A 20,280-nucleotide genomic window follows, 5' to 3' on the forward strand; every position below is an offset into this window, starting at 1 on the left:
CCGCGCCGAATTCAATCGGTTCTCATCGCCATAGGGACCAAGTTTTCAACGAACTGCCGGGAACACGCGTCCCAAGAAAATTCCCGTGCGTAACTCCGGCACTCCTGCGGATCGAGCGACAAGGCTGTAAGGGCAGCGTGCCGGAGATCGTTGTCCAAGACACCCACGCGGTCGTCCCGGATCACGTCCCGTGTGCCCCGCAACGGATAGGCGGCGACCGGAACGCCGCAGGCGAGCGCCTCCAGCATCACCAAGCCGAAGGTATCGGTCCGGCTGGGAAATACCAGGACGTCCGCCGCCGCCATGTAGCGGGCTAATGGCTCTCCGGTCCGATAGCCCACGAAGCGGACCTCGGGATATTTCATTTCCAGCTCTTTTCGTTGCGGCCCGTCGCCGACGACGTATCGGGTGCCAGGCAGATCGAGGCGGAGAAAGGCCTCGATGTTCTTTTCGATGGCGACACGGCCGGCGTACAGAAATATCGGGCGCTCGTCCCTGAGAAAATCCTTTCCCCAGGGCTGAAAGAGTTCTGTGTCGACACCCCGCGACCAGCGCACCAGCCTGCGAAACCCTTTGGAGGCCAACTCGTTCGCGAGAGACTCCGTTGCGACCATGATCCGATGGCTTCGGCTGTGGAACCAGCGGAGATACGTCCAGCTCACGCAATAGGGTATGCCGGCCCGGAGCTTCAGATATTCGTGAAAATGACTATGGTAGGACGTTGTATACGGAAATCCTTTCGCGCGGCAGTAACGGCGAGCCGCGAAGCCGATCGGCCCTTCGGTGGCTATATGCATCGCGTCCGGCTTGAAGGCTTCGATCAGAGGCCGAAGACGGGGGCCGCACAGGAAGGACAGCCCCACAGCGGGGTAACCGGGACACGGCCAGGTTCGAAACCGATCGGGCGTGATGATTTCGACCGTGTGTCCCGACTTTTCCAGCGCGCGACGGGTATTCGTCAAGGTCGTGACGACGCCGTTGATTTGAGGATGCCAGGCATCGCTGATCACGATAATCCGCAAAACTTCCTCCTGGGCATGATCGGCGAAGCGCACCGTCGATTTTTCGGGCGGTGCCGGCATACGAATGAAATGCGGCCGCCCGGTTTAAAGAGACCACTGGAAACCGGACCGCTTTCCAGCATTGAAATCGTCAGCAAGGCGGGTAGACTCCGGGATTATTGTCTTTCCGCAATATCATGGACAGACCGCCGCTTCACCACAAGATCATGCTGTACTATGCGGCGCCGCATCTCACGCATGCGGTGGCGACCTTGCCGGTGGCGCTCTTCGTTCCCGCCTTTTACGCCGATGACATGGCCTTGCCGCTCGCCGGGGTAGGCATGGCGATCGCCGCGTCGCGGGCGCTGGATATGGTCAGCGATCCCCTCATCGGAATTTTGAGCGACCGCCTCAAGACGCGATGGGGCCGCCGCAAGCCTTGGATTGCCATCGGGACGCCGCTCCTGATGCTGTCCGCCTGGATGATCTTCGCACCGGCCGGCAAGGTTTCGCTGCTCTATCTGTTTGTCTGGGCGAGCCTGCTCTTCTTCGCCTTCACCCTGGTGGATCTGCCCCACAAGGCATGGGGCGCCGAACTCTCGGCGGACTACACCGAGCGTACGCATGTAGCGGCTTGGCGCGAAGGATTAGGCGCGCTGGGCCAGATATTGTTCCTAGGCGTGCTGTCCGTCTTGGATTATCTGGGGTACGTGGAAAGCCGCGATCAGCTCTGGGTTATCGCCATCATCATCGTTGTCAGTTTACCGCCGCTGGTGACCGTAGCGCTGACCAAAGTGCCGGAATTTCCGTCTGAGGAGCTGGCGGGCGAACGCCTCGGCGGTTGGGCGGGGCTCCGGCTGGTATTGCGCAATCAGGCTTTCATGCGGACCTTGATTACCTTGCTGCTGCTGGGTACGGCGGTCCTGATTCAAGCCACGCTGCATCGACTGGTATTGACCCATGTGGTCGGCCGCCCCGACATCTTCGCCACGATGATCCTTGCCGAAAACCTCGTCTCGCTTGCCATGGTGCCGGTTTGGATGGGTATCGCGAATCGCATCGGCAAACATCGCGCGATCATTCTCGCCGCGCTTTGGATCGGATTGTGGAGCTTGGGGTTTCCCTGGGTCGATCGGGGCGATACGGTGCTCTATGTGACCTTGATCATATTGAGAGGCGCAAGCCTGGCTTCGATTTTCATGTTGGCGAACTCTATCGCTGCCGATGTGGTCGATCACGACATCGTCGCGTCGGGCCGGCAACGGACGGGCCTCTTTTTCGCGGTATGGGGCATAGCCATCAAACTGGCCGTCGCCCTGGGCGTTCTCTTGGGCACCGCCCTCCCTGCCGCCTTCGGTTTCGAGCCGTCCGCCCCCGTTCAAGCCCCCGAAGCGAAAAAATGGCTATTGGTGATTTACGGCTGGCTGCCGTGCCTGGTCATCGCGTCGGGGCTGCCGATCATGTGGAATTTCCCGATCGACCGTATTCGACAGCGGGCGCTACGGGAACAAATCGCTGCGCGGCGAGCCGGCGTTTTCAAATCGGACATAGGCGGGGCGGCCTAAGTCGCCTCTTTAACACGCTCTTGGGATCATCGCGCGCTCGCTCTCTCGGCGGCAACTTCGTTTATGGAGCTAAGACGGCGGTCCAGCCATCCCTCGATTTTCCTGAGGAGTTCGTGACGCAATGGCGGCGCGGAAAACAGCTGTTCGTGGTGAACCTTATCGATGAGCGGCAGGACTTGGTTATCCGGGTGCTTATCGAAGGTCTTGCCGGCAAAATCGTGACTGCCCCAGGCCGGCGTGATCGGGTCGCTGGCGGAATAAACGAGGAAATAAGGGGTGGACAACTCCTCCATATGCCGTCTGAAGCGAACGATCTCCCCTTCGACGCCCTTCACGTAGCGCAGGATGCTGCGGCGGATGATATAGGCGTCGGCGCGGTGGCGTGCCCTCTCGTCTTCCCAGTCGCTCAAGTAATCCGGTACCCAACCCGGTGTCGTGGGGGAAAAGATATGCCGCAGGCCCGGCCACGACAGCACCTCGAACAGTCCGTCCAGCAAAGGGACGGTAACGAGCGCCAATGCCTGGTTGGCAATCAGCAACGGAAGCAGCTCGCCATGAGAACGAAGAAAATGCTCCTCGGCGTAAAAGGACAGCTTCACGACAGGCGTTTGAAAATAGCCGCGCCAGCCCGGAACCTCGGTCACCGAAAAGGCGGGGCCTAGGAATACGATGCCTTGTATCCGGGATCGTAAATCGTCCCCCGGCGCTTGTTCGAGCAGATAAGACGCTGAGATCAACGAACCCAGGCTGTGGGAAAGGATAAAAATCGGAAGACCCGGTTTGCCGCGCTGATCGCAGACCTCGATCAGGCGCCGCAGCACTTGATCCAAGTCTCGCCGCATCGGCTCCAGATTGCGCAAGCTCGCCTGCGCCAAATAGGCATCGCTGACGTCGAACTCGGAAGCCCCGCCAGTAATGGCCCGGTCGGCGGCCAACAGGCTCGGATTGGACAAGCCGTGAGCGTAAAGATCGAAACCCGCCACGATGAAACGCCTCGCAAAATAGGCGGCGATCTCGTCGTAGCGGCCGATGTATTCGTTCATGCCGTGGACGATCAGGATACAGGCCGGAGCGACCGCGGGTCGTGGCGGCATTTGCACGCGCATCGGCAACGGGCTGTCGCGCTCATTTCTGGACAGCCATACCTCCTGTCCCCATCTGGGATAGGGTTGGGTGACGAACTGCCGATGAGCGCAACCGCACAACATGGACAAAACCAGGATGAGAATCAACTTCACGATGCTATATCCGAAAGGTAGCCAAGGGTATGTTTGCGCGCAGGGCCGCAATGCAGATTGCGGTCGTGGCAGTGATGCCTGAGCGACGAGAGTACCTGCTTGGACCGTGACAATCGCTTTTTCCGAGCGTAGCCTGATCACGGCGCGATTCGCTTTTCTGTTCAGGAGATCGATTCATGATCGAAAACGTCCGCCTCCGTCGTCCGGCGATCATCGCCTATTTCCTGACCGTTTGGGCAGTCCTCTTCTGTTCGGTGTCTTTGGCCGAATCCGCCAAAACGCTGATTCGAAATGCCTCCCTCATCTTGACCATGGATTCCTCGGTCGGCGCCGGCGATTTGGGGATCGTGGAGAACGCCGATATTCTGATCGAAAAGGACAAGATCGCGGCGGTCGGCCAGCATCTGCGAAGTACCGGGGGGCGTGTCGTGGACGCCACCGGGATGATCGTCATGCCGGGCTTTGTCGATGTGCACAATCATCTGTGGCAGTCGCTCATCCGGGGCTGCGGCACAGACCAGGACCTCATGGGTTGGCTGGATGCCTGTGTGCTTCCCTTGTTCGACCCGCAAATTACCGTGTCGCGCTCGGAGGCCTATGCCGGCGTACGGCTGAGCACGCTGGACCTGATCGACACCGGAGTCACCACCACCGTCGAATGGTCCCACGCCTTTACGCCGGAATTCGTTCGGGGAGAACTCCAGGCGCTGACCGAATCAGGGCTGCGTTTCGTGTTTGCGTGTTTCGGACGCGACGACCCTGGCGTTATCGCCCATATGAAGCTGGTCAAGCAGACCCTGATCGATCCCAATCCCAAGGCGAGTTTTCAGGTTGCATCCCACCCGGCTGACGCATTGCGTCAGGACGTCAAGGCGATGGCGAAGCTGGCCAAGGAATTGGGCGTAAAACACCATGTTCACCTGTTGGAAAATATCGAGGACCGCGACGAAAACATGTTCGACGTACTCGCGGAGTCGGGCGCCCTCGGCCCGGATCTCCTGGGTGCACACGCAATCCACCTCACCGACGAGGAAATCGGGATACTCGCAGCCCAGGACGTGCGCGTTCTCCACAACCCGATCAGTAATATGCGCTTGGCATCGGGTGTGATTCGCCTTCCGGAGCTAAAGCAAGCCGGCGTTCAGGTAGGTCTCGGCCTGGACGGGGGAACGAACGACACCAGTGACATGTTCAATAACATGCGGGCGGCGGTAGGACTGCAGCGCGCCAGGACGCTTCGACCCGACGTGTATCCAACGGTCTCGGACGCATTGCGCATGGCCACCGTGGACGGGGCGAAGCTGCTCGATATGTCCGACCGTGTGGGCTCGTTGACGCCTGGCAAACAGGCCGACTTGATCATCCTAGATCCGGAGAAATTCAATTTTGCCCCACGTGGGGATTGGGTTAGCCAAATCGTGTTCAACGGCCAACCTCGAAATGTGGAATGGGTCTTCGTGGGAGGGCAAGTGCTGAAGAATAACGGGAAAATACTCGGCGTAAACCCGGCGAAGGTTATAGAAGCCGCGCAGAATGCGGCTAACCGAATTCAAGATGCTCTCGAGCCGTAACTCAATTATCTTCCATGCGGAACGCGCGCGTACGGGCGACTTTGAGCCGCAGATCGACAATCCTTTGCCGACCAAGCCATTTATCGGCCCGCTATGTCGGGAAAGGATTCCCGACCTACTACAAGCCAGGAGGCTGCTAACCCAAACTGTAAAATGCTGTAGAGCCATCGAACCAGGGTCAGCCGACGGGTCGGTCAGCCGTTTGATTTCAGCATTAACCCGTCGGATGGCACGTCGGTTGTGCTGGTCGTATCGGCTGCTCCAGGGCTCCCGAATCGAAAACAGAAGCCGGAAATCTTCCGTTTAGACCTCTATCTGAGGACGATCGGGCGTCGGCCAGTCGAGATGAAAGAACTTGCCTCGTGGCTGATCGGTCCGCTCGTAAGTATGAGCGCCAAAATAATCGCGCTGCGCCTGCAACAAATTGGCGGGGAGCCGGGCGCTCCGGTAGCCGTCGAAATAAGCCAGTGCGGAACTGAACGCCGGGACGGGCATGCCGTTCTGTATGGCGATGGTTACGGTCTGCCGCCAGCGGCTTTGCCCTTCATGCAGTACGTCCTTGAAATAGGGGTCTAGCATCAGGTTCTTCAGGCCCGGATTGCGGGTGTAGGCGTCGGTGATCTTTTGCAGGAAGCGCGCGCGGATGATGCAGCCGCCCCGCCAAAGCTGCGCGATGGTTCCGAAATCGAGCGTCCACTCGTAGGCTTTTTGTGCTTCCGACAGCAACTGAAAGCCCTGAGCATAGGCGCAAATCTTGGAGCAATACAGCGCGCGCCGGACCGCATCGATGATCTCTGCCGAATTGGACGCCGGCTGAAGATCCGGGCCTTTCAGCAATCGACTGGCTTCGACCCGCTCCTCTTTCAGGGCCGACAACGCACGGGCGAATACGGCTTCGGCGATCGAATTTGCCGGTGCGCCCAGTTCCAATGCGCTGGCAGCCGTCCACATGCCGGTGCCTTTCTGGCCGGCTGCATCCAGCACCTGGTCGACCAGGAAACCGGGGCCCGCCGGATCCTTCTGTCCCAGGATGTCCCCGGTGATTTCGATGAGATAGCTGGACAGTTCGCCGCCATTCCACTCGCGGAAGATCTCCCCGATCGCGCCGGCATCCAGCCCGAGCAGATGTTTCATCAGCCAATACGCTTCGCAGATCAACTGCATATCGATGTACTCGATGCCGTTGTGCACCATTTTGACGTAGTGCCCGGCTCCGTTCGGTCCGATATACGCAGTGCACGGTACGCCGCCCTCCACCGGTTTTCCGGGCGCGGCGCCTTCCAAAGGTACGCCGCTTTGCGGATCGACCTTAGCGGCGATCGCGCGCCAGATCGGTTCGAGCTCGGCCCAGGCGCTCGGGCTACCTCCCGGCATCAGAGAAGGTCCGAACCGCGCGCCGGTTTCGCCACCCGAGACGCCGGAACCGATAAACCGAAATCCCTTTGCGGTCAATTCCTTGTCTCTGCGTATGGTGTCCAGCCAATGCGCATTGCCGCCGTCGACGATGATGTCGCCCGGATCGAGGTGAGGCAGCAGGCTTTCGATGGTGCGATCGGTCGGTGCGCCTGCCTTGACCAGTAGAATGATCTTGCGGGGACGCCGAATGGCTTGGGTGAACTCCTTCAGATCGGTAAAGCCCAGGACGCGCTCGCCGGATGGCTCTTTCTGCCGACAACGCGCCATGAACTCCGCTGTTTTCTCGGAGCTGCGGTTGTAGACTGCGAGGGAATAGCCGTGATCGGCGATGTTCAGCGCCAAGTTTTGGCCCATGACCGCTAATCCTATTAGCCCGATGTCCGCACTGTCACTGTTCATAATGGCACCTCTTGTTGCTGGATAATGAGCGGAATTTCCAAATGGCATTTAATCACGCCGGTCGTTGCTTGAACCAAGCAAGTGATTACCGTGCGTAAAGAAAGTAAAGCCCTATTCGAATCGCTCTCACCCCCCTCTTCGAGAGGGAGAGGGGGCACTTGTGGCTTTACTTTCTTAACTATTAGTAATTCGTACCGCCGTTCGGCTGGATCTCGGGACGTCTTCCATACCCTGCGTAAGAGAGGTCATTTCGCAAGCAGAATCAGTTCATTCTCTGCTTCGTCCAAAGTCACGCGGAAACGGCTCAAAAAGCTCATTCCCAAAAGCTTCGCACCGCGGAGACGGTCGTCCGGAAAAAAAGCGACCGGCACGGCTCCAGCCGAAACGGGCCCCACCCGAACCGATTCTAGGATACCGGCTTTAATCGGCACAATATCGTTCGCGGTATGACTGACCCCCGGCTGAAGGGCTTCGGGAACGAAACCCAGTTCGCTGGCCATCGATTCCGGCAAAGCAAGCGTCGAGGCTCCGGTGTCGACGATCAAAGTAACCGGAAAAGCCACGCCGTTTGGTCCTACCAACACCGTTTCGACCTGATGATGGGGGCCGAGCCGCGTCGTTTTGATGGTGGCGTTAAAGGCGCGCGTTTGCGCCGGCATTTTCGCGCTGGTGATCAACAGCCGGTCAACCGCTCCGGGCCGATCACTCATGAGGACGTAGTTGTAGTCTTCGAGAAGCATCCTGAGCCGGGTCGGCAGGTCGCCCGCCGTATCTCGCGCAGATTCGGGTCCTAGGCGATCGAGCCCTTGCACGACAAATTCGTGTTCGGCCGCTAACGTTTCCAGCTGGGTGCGCAGAGTTTCCGCTTCGGCCCATGTCGGTGATGCGCCGATCAGAAGCATTCCTAAGAAAAACCGGCGTAGACGTCTTACCATGAATTTCCTCATGCAATCATGCTCTCACTGAAACCGTCTTCGACCACGATCCAGGTCCGTTGATCCGGAAAGCCGTACGCCGAAATCGTCGCCCGCCGTTTGGAGCCGCCTTCTTATGGTAGGCAGGGGTTTTTTGTCCGTCATTGGAGCGACCTTACGGAAATTCCCGGAATGCGTTGCGGCGGAAAGTCGATCGATTTTAGCCGCTAAGGTCTGCGTAACATAAATGGTAATATATTCCGTTAATTGACCATGGTCTTATGGCTCGGCCTTTACCACTGTCGGCAGCTTAAACCTAAAATATCGCTGGCACCTAAAAATAATCAGGAAACCTACGGATGAAAGAGTCGGATTACAGCAATTACGTCAAAGCATTCACACGCCTGTTCGAAGCCTACGACGCCGCCGCGCCATATTTAGGAGTCACCGACGATTTCAAATATTATGTCAACCGCAAGCGCACTTGGTTGGAACGGCTCAAATCGCCGGAATTCCCGGTGGCGTTTCTGGGTGCATTCTCGGCCGGCAAGAGCACCATCATCAACGCCGTGCTGGGCGACGATATCTTGCCCCAGGCAACCAAGTCTTTCACCGCCATTCCCACGCTGATCCGTAAAGGGCGCGCTAATCGGGCCGTTATCCATTACCTCAACGAAAGCGCCCGAGACGAGCTGAAAAACCTGTATCTCGAAGAGTTGTCCAAGGAGTTGCGCAAGAGCAGCGATACTTACCGAAAGCTGAGCAAAGGCGAATTGCTGGGCACATTGGCAAAGGATATCGAACAGTACAAAAACCAATTCGGCTCGTTCAACAAGCAAAAATTCTTCGATGAGTTGAAAACCTTGATCGAAGGCTGGAATAAACTCAACGGATCGGTCAAAGAAATCGCTCTGGCGGAGTTGCCGAGCTATGTCACCGAAGATTACGAGGACGTGCTGTTCGTAGATCAGGCAGAAGTCTTCCTCACCGATGTCAGCATCCCCGAAAACGTCGTTCTCGTCGACTTGCCCGGATTAGGCGTGGTCAATCCTCGCCACCGCAAGGTGACCAAATCGTACGTCGAAAACGACGCCAAGGCGTTCGTCATCGCCATGAAGGTGTTTCACCTGCTGGAAGGCGAAGAGATCGAGCTGTTGGCCGAAATCCACAGCCAACGCAAGCGCGTGCTGCAGCGCGCCTTTTGGGCGATCAATCAGTGGGACGTGCTGAGCAGTCAGCAGAAAAAGGAAGAGTTGGCGAACTTCGCGCAAAAAATCGATCATTACGGGTTTCATATCGCCAAGGACCGTGTGTTTCGGGTATCGGCGCTTAATTACCTGCTGCTGAAACTGATTCAGGAAGGCCGCCTGGAAAAGAGCGGCAGTATTCGCGAACATGTAGATGCTCTTCAGAAAGCCATCGGCAAAATACCTGAACGAAACGAGGCTGAAGGTTTTATCAAGTCGCTGGACGAAGCCAAGAACTTCGCCGCATTTCGTACCAGTTTGTTCGAATACTTGGCTCACACCGCCAAGGCCGAGTTTCTCGACGAAGCGCGCAGCGAATATGTCGATCTGGCCAAGCGACTGCGGGAACGCTTGGAACCGCTGTATCAAAACTACAAAAACAAAAGCGATGACAGTATGAAAAGCACCTTTATCGCCGGCGAATTATCGCGCCGCCAGGACGAAGTCCTGCGGCACCTTCGTACCACCGTAGAAGAACACATCAAGGTACTGCGTACCGAGGTACTGCCGGAATTTGTATTCTGGCGTGATGAAGACCGAGAGCAGCTGGGCGAGCAAATCGTCAACGCCATCGACACCTTGGATCGCAAAGCGCTGAAGAACGAACTGCTCAAAGGCCTGGATCTGCATAGCGTCGTCAGCCGACTGCCGCATAAAATCGAGGAAAACCTTCACATTCAGCATACATTCCGCAGTCAGTTGCAACACCTCTTGGAGGAGCAGATCGTACGCCGTTATCTCTTGCGCCTGCTAGACGGGATTTCTTCCAACGAGGCGCTGCCGGATGAGGTGCTTACGGTTCTAAGTGACCGTTTGAGCGGCCGCGATATGGTTAACCGGCTGAAGGGTATGTGTGACGTGTTCCTGTTCGAGTACGGCGGTGTCATCGACGAACTCGGACGTACCATTATGGCTAAGGAGGCCGACGAGTCCGTCCAGAACAAAGAAGACATCGTGGAATTAGTTCAGAAGAATGCCGACCGCGCCCTGGAAATCGCAAAGAGCGCGCGCCTGCTCGGACCTGACGCGGGTGTCAAGCAAATGCTGGCTTTAGGGGTGGACAAACTGACGAGCATTTACCGAGCCCTTACGGAAACCCAGCCGATATCGCCCGTGACTGCAGGTCAATCCGACGAAATCGATCGTGCCCTCGAGTGCTATAAGATCGGCTTGCTCGATTACACACGCAAGCAACAACGTCAAATCAACAAATTCGCGCGCCGCGGCATAAAAAACTATTTCGAGGAATTGGAAGAGGATTTGCTGACCTATTTCGAATCTGTCAAGGACGAGATAGCCAAAACGATCATGAAACAGCTCAATACCGATATCGACGCCGAATTGAATTCCGAACTGCAAAAGCAGAAAGTGATCAAGGATGCTTATCAGGTCGTGACGACTGCCGTCAGCCAAGGTCGAAGAAGCGCCGACAGTTGAACCGAGACCGCGGACTATCAGTCTTCCGTCGGCTTGCTTTATTTTCCTATTGAGTTGTTTTTCATCGCAGCTGCGGCGTGACGCACGCCAAACATGTAGACCGGAGAAAGCCGCCGTAGGTCGGTAACCCCTTACCGACAAGTAGACCTATTCATGGAAACCTTAACGTGTAGCGTCCGCCATACCAATGCTACATAAATCCAGAAAGATTCCAGCAGCCTTTACGCTTTTTTACGCTCGTCCATCAGACGCTCCATGATCGGCCGGAATATGATTTCCATCGCCAGGCCCATTTTCCCCCCGGGAATAACGATAGAATTGTGTCGGGACATGAAGGACTTATGAATCATCTGCAGCAGATACTCGAAATCGATGTCGAACTTCGTTGGATCTCTGAAGCGGATGATCACAACGCTTTCATCCGGCGTCGGAATATCGCGCGCGATGAAGGGATTTGAAGTATCCACCAAGGGAACTCGCTGAAAATTGATATCGGTACGAGAAAACTGCGGCGTAATCACCTTCACGTAATCCTCCATCCGCCTGAGGATGGTATCGGTGATGTCTTCCGGATTGTAGCCAAACAGAGAGTTATCCCGATGGATTTTCTGAATCCATTCCAAATTGACGATGGGAACGACGCCGACGAGCAGATCGGTATATTTCGCGACATCGATGGTCTCGGTCTTGACCGCGCCGTGTAACCCCTCGTAGAACATCAGGTCGCTCCCACGAGGTGCTTTCTCCCATGGTGTGAAAGTCCCAACTTGGTAGCCGCCGTGCTTTTTCCCCTCTTCCTCGCTGCCAATATAGTACCGACGCTTAGCCGAGCCGGTTTCCCCATATATCTTGAAGGTCCTTTCCAGCTCGTCCAGGATATTGGCCTCAATCGAGAAATGACTGAAGTATTTTCCTTCTTGCTGCGCCTGGGTAATTCGTTCATGCATTTCGAGGAGGGTGTATCGATAAAAGCTATCACCCTCAATCATGAGAGGCTTTAATCCCAGCCGAAAAAAAATGTGCTCAAAAGACTTCTTTACAGTTGTCGTACCCGCACCGGACGAGCCGGTGATGGCAATGACAGGGTGCTTTTTCGACATGGAGGACTCCTCAAGGAACCGCGAGTTTATTGTTGCTTTATGGTTTTTCGCGAGTCCAGCGTTCAAATAATCGCCTGAGAACGTCAATATCGACCAGACTGAACGCTTCCGAAGGAGCTTCGCTCAGGCACGTCAAAGGCTGTTCCGGCTCTCCGAGGTGATCTATTACCAGTACTGCCCCGGTAAAATCCTGACCGGAGGTGTAGTCGTTGACGGTAATCAGAGTCGGAATGCCAGCTCCGAGCGACGCTCGCAAGCCGTTTTCCGAATCCTCAAATGCAAGGCAATCCTCAGCCTTCAAGCCTAATTTCGTCAGCACGTACTCATAGATATCGGATGCCGGTTTCTTGTTCGAAACGATATCGCCTGCAGCGATCACTTCGAACCAATCCGGTGCGTCGGTATCGAGAGACGCCGCCAGCAAGGCTTCGACGTTTTCCGCAGACGCGGTCGTCGCGATAGCCAGCCGTAATCCTGCGGCCCTGGCTTCCTTGATCAAGCGAATGATACCCGGCCTAGCCGGAATTCCTTCCCTGTTCAGCAGGTCGATATAATGGCGCGTCTTCGTGGCGTGCAGGTTCTCGATGAATTGGCTTAGTTCGCCCTCGCCGCAGGGGATCTCAGGGTGATAACTGGCTATGAAATGGCGGATGCGCTCCTTGCCGCCAGCAACAGTCAATAACTCGCCATACAGGGCTTCGTCCCAAACCCAATTCAAACGAGCTTCGGCGAAAGCTCGATTGAATGCGACGCGGTGACCTTGGCGTTCCGTATCCACCAGTGTGCCATCCACGTCGAAAATAAGGGCTTTGAACACGGTCTAAGTGACGACCGGATCCAATTCTCCCTTGCTGTACCGCTTGTTCATCTCTTCCAAACTGATGACTTTGATCTTCGAAGCCTGGCCAGCAGCACCGAATGCTTCGTAACGGGCTGCACAAATGCTGGTCATAGCTTTTTGCGCTTCCTTGTAGACTTTGCGCGGATCGAAGTTCTTTTTGTCCTCGACCATGTACTTGCGCATAGCGCCGTACGACGCGATACGAAGATCGGTATCGATATTCACCTTGCGTACGCCATGACGAATACCTTCTACGATTTCCTCGACCGGCACACCATAGGTCTGGCCGATATCGCCGCCGTAGTTATTGATCATCGCCGCCCAGTCTTCCGGTACCGAGGAGGAGCCGTGCATGACCAAGTGGACGTTTGGAATCCTGGCGTGGATTTCTTTGACGCGGTCGATGCGTAGCACTTTGCCGGTCGGCTTCTGAGTAAATTTGTAAGCGCCGTGGCTCGTACCAATGGCAATGGCCAAGGCGTCGACCTTGGTTTTCTTGACGAAATCGGCAGCTTCGTCGGGGTCCGTCAGCAGCTGAGAATGATCCAACTCGCCTACTGCACCGTGGCCATCTTCCTCGCCCGCTTTTCCCGTTTCCAACGAGCCTAGGCAGCCCAATTCACCCTCGACGGAAACGCCGCACGCATGCGCCATATCGGCGACCTTGCGGGTGGTTTCGACGTTGTATTCATAGCTGGAAGGCGTTTTCATGTCTTCCAGCAAGGAACCATCCATCATCACCGAACTGAACCCGGACTGAATGGCACGAATGCACACGGCTGGCGAAGCACCGTGATCCTGGTGCATGCAGATCGGAATATGCGGGTACATTTCCGCCGCGGCGAGAACGAGATGGCGCAGAAACGGCTCGCCCGCATAGCTACGCGCGCCGGCGGATCCTTGCAGAATCACCGGAGCGTCGACTGCGGAAGCGGCTTCCATGATGGCCTTGACCTGCTCCATGTTATTGACATTGAACGCCGGCAGACCGTAGTTGTGCTCGGCGGCGTGATCCAACAATTGTCTTAAGGAAATGATAGCCATCGATCGACTCCTCTCGCCTCCTGATCGCCAACTTAGCGACGAAATTCAGCCAACCGACGATTTCGTCCAAGCGACTTGCTTGAACCGAGCACTGCCGGATGGCGTATGCTCCCTTTCGGCAACCGTCCGCCCGAAGGGGAGCATCCGTTGAAAATCGTCGCCAGTTAGGCCCTTTCCCAAATCTCTAGAAAATCAATCCTAGAGAATCGACTCCACCTGTTTGACAACATTTTCGACGGTAAAGCCGAACTCCTTGAATAGTAGGCCGGCCGGTGCGGATTCGCCGAAGCGGTCCAAGCCCACGATTTTGCCATTGAGTCCTACGTACTTGAACCAGCCATCACTAACACCCGCCTCGACGACGACGCGCTTGGTAACGGCAGACGGTAATACCGACTCGCGGTATGCGGCATCTTGACCGTCGAACACATTGGTCGAAACCATGGAAACCACGCGAATTTTCTTACCCTTGCCTGAAAGCTCCTCCGCCGCCTTCAACGCCAGCTCGACTTCCGAGCCCGTGGCGATGATGATCGCATCCGGCGTCCCATCAGAGTCGCGAACGACGTAACCGCCGCGCCGGATGGCGTCGATCTGCGCCGGAGTGCGAGACACGTGAGGCAGGTTCTGCCGCGAGAAGATCAGGCATGAAGGACCATCCTTGCGCTCAATTGCGGTTTTCCAAGCCACCGCCGTTTCCACCGAGTCGCACGGACGCCAGACCTGCATGTTTGGAATCATGCGCAGCGTGGCAGTTTGCTCGATCGGTTGATGTGTCGGACCATCTTCGCCCAGACCGATGGAGTCGTGGGTGTAGACATAAATCACCGGTGCCTTCATGAGGGCCGACATACGCAGCGCGTTGCGTGCGTATTCGGAAAACATCAGGAAGGTCCCGCCGTAAGGTTTAAAACCGCCGTGTAAGGCGATGCCGTTCATAATCGCCGACATGCCGAACTCGCGCACGCCATAGTAGACGTAATTGCCGTCGTAACCTTCTGCATTCACGTTCTTGCAGCCGGACCAGATGGTCAGGTTGGAACCTGCCAGGTCGGCGGAGCCGCCCATGATTTCGGGCAGCAGCGGTCCGAAACCGTTAAGAGCGTTCTGCGACGCTTTTCGGCTCGCGATGGTTTCGGCTTTCTCATTAACTTTCGCGATGAAGGCTTCCGACTTCTCTGCCCAGTCGCGGGGCAACTCGCCTGCCATGCGGCGCTCGAATTCAGCAGCCAATTCCGGATACTCGCTGCGATAGTTTTCGAAGCGGTCGTTCCAGTCGGACTCGGCCTTCGCGCCGATTTCATTCGCATCCCACGCTTCATAAATTTCGGACGGGATTTCGAACGCCGGATGCGGCCAGCCGATGGTCTCACGGACCAAAGCTACTTCATCGGCACCCAATGCGGCGCCGTGGCATTCTTCCTTGCCCTGCTTATTGGGAGAGCCCCAACCGATGATCGTCTGGCAACAGATCAAAGAGGGCTTGTCGGTAACGGCGCGTGCTTCCTCGATGGCCTTCTTCACAGCCTCTGCGTCATGACCGTCGACTTTCGGGATGACGTGCCAGCCGTAGGCTTCAAAACGCTTCGGGGTATCATCCATGAACCAGCCTGGCGTGTTGCCGTGGCCGCGTACTTCACCATCGATCGAAATATTGTTGTCGTCGTAAAATGCGATCAGCTTGCCGAGCTTCATGGATCCGGCAAGCGAGCAAGCTTCGTGGGAAATGCCTTCCATCAAGCAGCCATCGCCCAAGAATGCATAAGTGTAATGATCGACGATTTTGTGGCCGGGACGGTTGAATTGGCCTGCCAGCGTACGTTCGGCCAACGCCATGCCGACCGCGTTGGTGATGCCCTGCCCCAAAGGACCGGTGGTCGTTTCAACGCCCGGTGCATAACCGTATTCCGGATGGCCCGGTGTTTTGGAGTGGAGCTGACGGAAATTTTTCAGCTCTTCGATCGGGAGGTCGTAACCGGTCAAATGCAGCAACGAGTACAAGAGCATGGAACCGTGACCGTTGGAAAGAACGAAGCGGTCGCGATCCGGCCATTTCGGGTTTGCCGGATTGTGCCGCATATAATCGTTCCACAGCACCTCGGCGATATCTGCCATTCCCATTGGCGCTCCCGGATGCCCGGAATTCGCTTTTTGTACAGCATCCATGCTCAAAGCGCGTATGGCGTTTGCTAATTCTCGACGCGAAGGCATATTTTTCTCCTTGATACTTTTTATGGTTAGCTTACGAAAGTAGGGATGGAATTTTATCAGCCTGATCGGCTTTGTCACCAGATTCGCACGAGCGTGCCGTCGGCTGATGGATTCTTCCCCCTTTGAGGTCAATCATTGACAGCTGTTGGAGCCAAAAACATTGCTCCGAGCATTATCCAAGAATCGTCCTGGACCAAAGAACGTAAATGCGTCAGGGCGCCGCTCAAGACTTGCCAGTGTATCGAAAGTCTTCTCCCAACCGATTTGGCAACGACCTGCACACGTAAGCCTGCCGTTCTTGTTAAGACGGTTTGGTTCCATGTATCCTTAGCCGGTTATTGCTGTAGCAGGCCTTAGAGTATTTCTGATCAAGCAGTTCCGTCAGAAATGCTTGTAGTGCCAAATGCAATAGTAATCGGGAGCCGGGATGTTCCCGTAGCTCTCCAGACACATATTACTTTGAAATGCAGGATTCGATTATGCCAAAGAATTTACTTGACCAACTCCGAGAAATGACGGTGGTTGTGGCCGACACCGGCGACATTCAGGCTATAGAAACCTTTAAGCCCCGAGATGCGACTACCAACCCCTCGCTCATTACCGCCGCCGCCCAAATGCCTCAGTATCAGGGCATCGTCGACGACACACTGAAAGGGGCGAGACAGACTCTGGGCAAGGATGCACAGGCATCGCAGGTAGCTTCCCTCGCTTTCGATCGGTTGGCCGTTTCCTTTGGCCTAAAAATTCTGGAAATCATCGAAGGCCGCGTTTCCACGGAAGTGGACGCAAGACTTTCTTATGATACCGAGAGCACTATAGCCAAGGCTCGCGAGATCATCGCGCAGTACGAAGCTGCGGGCATTTCAAAAGAACGCGTGCTCATCAAAATCGCTGCCACCTGGGAAGGCATACAAGCCGCCGGAGTACTGGAAAAGGAAGGCATTCATTGCAACCTGACGCTATTGTTCGGCTTGCATCAGGCGATTGCCTGCGCCGAGGCGGGCGTCACGTTGATTTCTCCCTTTGTTGGGCGAATTCTGGACTGGTATAAGAAAGATACCGGACGCGACTCTTATCCGCCCGCCGAAGATCCAGGTGTTCTTTCGGTCACCCAAATCTACAACTATTACAAGAAGTTTGGCTACAAGACGGAAGTCATGGGCGCGAGCTTCCGGAATATCGGCGAAATTACCGAGTTGGCCGGCTGTGACCTCCTGACCATTGCGCCCTCTCTGTTGTCCGAGCTACAGTCTACCGAGGACGAGCTGCCGCGGAAGTTGGATCCGCAAAAGGCCGCTAGTGCCTCGATCGACAAAATCGCTATGGACAAAGCGACTTACGACCGGATGCATGCCGAGAATCGCATGGCTTCGGAAAAGCTGTCAGAGGGTATCGACGGTTTCACCAAGGCCTTGGAAACGTTGGAAAAACTCCTTGCGACCCGACTATCCTACCTTGAGGGATAGAGGAGACTCTAACTACGCGGCTGAGAATATTTCCGGATCCGAGATCCGGAGGGCGGCCAACTTCTATGGCGATGTGGAACACGTCGACAATCTGGAAGAAGTAGTCGCTTATTCGATGCCGCGATTTTCGTGTAAGAGTTTGGGTGGAACACCGATTAAAACGTCGGCCAGACATCGTTGATTGCCGACGTTGTCCACCCTAGCAAGAAGCGACCTCGAGGAATGCGATCCTTTCAGCTCAACGGTGCGGACCAATTAATCGCTTTCTTTTCCATTGGTTCCAAACGTCCTTATCGGCGCAATAGTCCTCGACAATAGTTTTTTCAAGGATCGCCAGCCCATAATCATCCGAGCGATCTGCCCTATCTCCGGTCTTCCTGCCTTGTCAGACCAATATGCGCCATCTTGCATTGAGTCAACCAAGAAAGATGCCTAAAACTGGTCGTTTATATATTGACATGGTTCAGCGAGGAAAAATTAATCAATTGGGCGGACGTGTTTTCTATTCGTTAAGTTGGAGAAGCAAAATGCCCCCTTCATTTATCCATGAATCTAAGACCCGTGTGTTACCCCGAAAATTATCGGGCACAATGGGCGTCACTCTAATCATTGCAACGTGCTTATTTTCAGCCAGTGCGTTAGCTCATGTTATTAGTGAAGAGGACCATCACGCCTTTGAGCATAAGTATGCTGATATGTGCGTGAAAAAAGAAAAAGCAAATCCGAATAGAGTCATTACAAGCGATGATTCCCCGATCATAAACCTGTGTGAATGCATAGCACAGGAAGAATCAAAGCGCCTTACGATCGATGAAGTGAAAAAATTCCTTCGCGAAAATAAGTACCCCGTATCCCTTCTCATCAAGGCGGGCCAAGCCGAGAACATATGCTCTCAAAAACTGCGACAAACCAAACAATAAGCGCTTCAGATAAAAGCGCATGCCGGCCTCAAGCATTTGCAATGCTTTGCTCGAGCTAGCTATTCCGGAATCTGTGCCGCAGCTACGCGCGAAGTTGCGCATGCGTCAGAGCCAGGAACTGAAACGGAGCCTTTAAATTGAGACGGACTCGGATGATGAGTCCTTCATCTGTAGTCTACAGACCTGGCGGTCTGGAAAATCGGCGGCGAGGAGTATTTTTTGTGAGGCGCTATCACTACGCCCATCCGATCGGTTTCGCTGGCATCGTGAAAAGCGATATAAGCGTGCATGGTTGACGCACGTGCAGGCGCTGAAAAGCGAACAGTCTCGGCACAAGACCATTGTTCGATACGAGCTTTGCCAGGGTGCAATATCTTAACGAGCTACAAGGCCCGTCAAATACTCGCTCATGGTCTATTGAAGGGCACTACGATAGTACCGCACCCCTCAGGCATCGTGGCCGGACTTTCTTCGTAAGTTAATCCGGCCACAAGACCAAACTCGCTATCTGCGTATCAACTGTTCGGTCGCGAGCAGTTGTGTTAACACACAGCGCGTAACGATTTGATTCCCTGACATTCGACTAGGCCAATACATAATACATACATATTGGCCTTAGCCTTAAGACACTACTCCAGATTAGCGTGTCTTGTCCTCATCTCTTCTTCCGGAATTCCCTTCTCGTGAATGATGTGGGCGATCGTAGCTTCCAAGAAGATCAACGTCGATAACTCGAACGTGGTACCCATTGGCATGCCTACAACTTTGCCATACTGCTCCGCAGTGCCAATCTGGCACACGAAATCCGCCATATCGCCAATTGTTGAGCTGTTCTTTGTGGACAGCAAAACGATTTTTGCGCCCTGCTCCTTAGCACGTTTGGTGAATGCAATCATCGTCTCCGTTTCTCCGGAGCCCGAGATCACGATGAATAAATCACCCTTTCGAATGCTCGGGGTAACAATTTCACCAACTACGTATGCATCATAACCGCCGTGCATCAGTCGCATCGCAAAGAATCTTGCGACCAGTCCCGATCGACCGGCACCAGCTACAAACACTCGCGACGCCTCGTCGAGCATGCGAGTCAACTTTTCATCATAGGTGGGATCTGTGGCTCCTAAGACGCCAGAAATCTTTTCTATGATCGTTTTTTGATGCATAAGATGCCCCTTTATGCGGCGCTAGCGAGCTCGCAAATCTCACGTGCGGCATCAGCAGGCGAAGGAGCACCGTAAATTGCAGCGCCAACAACAACAATGTTTGCGCCTGCACGCGCAACCTGCTGGACGGTCGACTGCTTGATTCCACCGGCAACAGAGATTCTGACGGGCAGGTTCAGTCTGGCAATGGCTTGCAAGTCGGCAAACGGAGTTTGCCCAGCCGCCTGCGCATCAAGACCCGTGTGAACGCCAATGATATGGGCGCCAAGCCTGGCGGACTCTCTGGCACATGCTATTTTGTCCGGTACATTGATGAGATCGACTTGTACTTCTGCATTGTGCGCGTTGGCGGCCTTGATTACGCCGGCGATGGTGGGAAGACCGGACACGCCGAGAACCGTGCAGATATCGGCGCCTGCCGCATAGAAAGGCGTCGCCTCGTACTCGCCGGCGTCCATCGTTTTGAGATCGACCAAAATCAGTTTGTTCGGGTATTTCTTCCTCAATTCTCTGACCAGGCTGACTCCATTATGCTTAATGCAGGGCGTTCCGATTTCGAAGATATCCACATAAGGCGCCGCAAGGCCAGCAAGTTTCAAAGTCTGGTTGACGTCCAAAGAATCTAATGCCAATTGTATTAATGGTCTTGCCATGATAGGTACTCCAATTGTTATAGTTGATTAGATACTTATTAACTTAATCTTTATAAATGCATTCTTTAAACGCATTATTTGTTAACTCTAAAGT

15 protein-coding genes are annotated in these 20,280 nt (G+C 55.1%); 5 read left to right on the forward strand and 10 right to left on the reverse strand.

Annotated features, from left to right (window positions below; translation table 11 throughout):
• Positions 1 to 11: 11 nt before the first annotated feature.
• Entirely contained in the window at positions 12 to 1,082 is a 1,071-nt protein-coding gene (locus ACR2R1_RS03825; RefSeq protein ID WP_347258857.1) for a glycosyltransferase family 4 protein, read from the reverse strand.
• 116 nt (positions 1,083 to 1,198) lie between these two features.
• Between ACR2R1_RS03825 and ACR2R1_RS03830 the strand changes: the two genes are divergently transcribed.
• Positions 1,199 to 2,566 carry an MFS transporter gene (locus tag ACR2R1_RS03830; RefSeq protein ID WP_434112734.1) on the forward strand — a complete coding sequence of 456 codons (1,368 nt, stop codon included), beginning with the start codon at positions 1,199 to 1,201 and terminating at the stop codon, positions 2,564 to 2,566.
• 26 nt (positions 2,567 to 2,592) lie between these two features.
• Here ACR2R1_RS03830 and ACR2R1_RS03835 read toward each other — a convergent pair whose 3' ends face one another.
• Entirely contained in the window at positions 2,593 to 3,804 is a 1,212-nt protein-coding gene (locus ACR2R1_RS03835; protein ID WP_434112736.1) for an alpha/beta fold hydrolase, read from the reverse strand.
• Between the two features lie 176 nt (positions 3,805 to 3,980).
• On the opposite strand from ACR2R1_RS03835, the gene ACR2R1_RS03840 reads away from it, so the two are divergent.
• Positions 3,981 to 5,375, forward strand: coding sequence for an amidohydrolase family protein (locus ACR2R1_RS03840; RefSeq protein ID WP_434112737.1), 1,395 nt, complete (start codon positions 3,981 to 3,983; stop codon positions 5,373 to 5,375).
• Positions 5,376 to 5,678: 303 nt separating this feature from the next.
• On the opposite strand, the gene gndA is transcribed toward ACR2R1_RS03840, so the two are convergent.
• On the reverse strand, positions 5,679 to 7,190 hold the full coding sequence (gene gndA / locus ACR2R1_RS03845; RefSeq protein WP_347257409.1) for an NADP-dependent phosphogluconate dehydrogenase: 1,512 nt from the start codon (positions 7,188 to 7,190) through the stop codon (positions 5,679 to 5,681).
• A gap of 245 nt (positions 7,191 to 7,435) precedes the next feature.
• Positions 7,436 to 8,125, reverse strand: coding sequence for a retropepsin-like aspartic protease family protein (locus ACR2R1_RS03850; protein ID WP_434112740.1), 690 nt, complete (start codon positions 8,123 to 8,125; stop codon positions 7,436 to 7,438).
• A 338-nt stretch (positions 8,126 to 8,463) separates the two neighbouring features.
• On the opposite strand from ACR2R1_RS03850, the gene ACR2R1_RS03855 reads away from it, so the two are divergent.
• Positions 8,464 to 10,788, forward strand: a complete 2,325-nt coding sequence (locus ACR2R1_RS03855; RefSeq protein ID WP_347257411.1) for a dynamin family protein — start codon at positions 8,464 to 8,466, stop codon at positions 10,786 to 10,788.
• Positions 10,789 to 11,009: 221 nt separating this feature from the next.
• Here the strand turns inward: ACR2R1_RS03855 and ACR2R1_RS03860 are convergent, their stop codons facing one another.
• The 4 genes from ACR2R1_RS03860 to tkt form a co-directional block, all read right to left on the reverse strand.
• Entirely contained in the window at positions 11,010 to 11,888 is an 879-nt protein-coding gene (locus tag ACR2R1_RS03860) for a phosphoribulokinase (protein ID WP_086133945.1), read from the reverse strand.
• Between the two features lie 37 nt (positions 11,889 to 11,925).
• Positions 11,926 to 12,705, reverse strand: coding sequence for an HAD-IA family hydrolase (locus tag ACR2R1_RS03865; protein WP_077731056.1), 780 nt, complete (start codon positions 12,703 to 12,705; stop codon positions 11,926 to 11,928).
• A gap of 3 nt (positions 12,706 to 12,708) precedes the next feature.
• Entirely contained in the window at positions 12,709 to 13,773 is a 1,065-nt protein-coding gene (gene fba / locus ACR2R1_RS03870; RefSeq protein WP_077731055.1) for a class II fructose-bisphosphate aldolase, read from the reverse strand.
• A 198-nt stretch (positions 13,774 to 13,971) separates the two neighbouring features.
• Positions 13,972 to 16,008 (reverse strand): transketolase, encoded by a 2,037-nt coding sequence (gene tkt, locus ACR2R1_RS03875; RefSeq protein ID WP_434101861.1) that lies wholly within the window; start codon positions 16,006 to 16,008, stop codon positions 13,972 to 13,974.
• Between the two features lie 455 nt (positions 16,009 to 16,463).
• Here tkt and ACR2R1_RS03880 point away from each other — a divergent pair, with 455 nt between their 5' ends.
• Both ACR2R1_RS03880 and ACR2R1_RS03885 read left to right on the forward strand, forming a co-directional pair.
• Entirely contained in the window at positions 16,464 to 17,450 is a 987-nt protein-coding gene (locus tag ACR2R1_RS03880; RefSeq protein WP_156880884.1) for a transaldolase, read from the forward strand.
• 395 nt (positions 17,451 to 17,845) lie between these two features.
• Entirely contained in the window at positions 17,846 to 18,370 is a 525-nt protein-coding gene (locus ACR2R1_RS03885; RefSeq protein WP_133716093.1) for a hypothetical protein, read from the forward strand.
• A 629-nt stretch (positions 18,371 to 18,999) separates the two neighbouring features.
• Here ACR2R1_RS03885 and hxlB read toward each other — a convergent pair.
• Positions 19,000 to 19,533, reverse strand: coding sequence for a 6-phospho-3-hexuloisomerase (gene hxlB, locus ACR2R1_RS03890; RefSeq protein ID WP_077731053.1), 534 nt, complete (start codon positions 19,531 to 19,533; stop codon positions 19,000 to 19,002).
• A gap of 11 nt (positions 19,534 to 19,544) precedes the next feature.
• A complete protein-coding gene (gene hxlA / locus ACR2R1_RS03895) occupies positions 19,545 to 20,186 on the reverse strand; it encodes a 3-hexulose-6-phosphate synthase (protein WP_077731052.1) in 642 nt (213 codons plus the stop codon).
• Positions 20,187 to 20,280 lie beyond the last annotated feature (94 nt).

The sequence above is a fragment of the Methylocaldum sp. GT1TLB genome (assembly GCF_051027445.1).
Lineage (GTDB): Bacteria > Pseudomonadota > Gammaproteobacteria > Methylococcales > Methylococcaceae > Methylocaldum.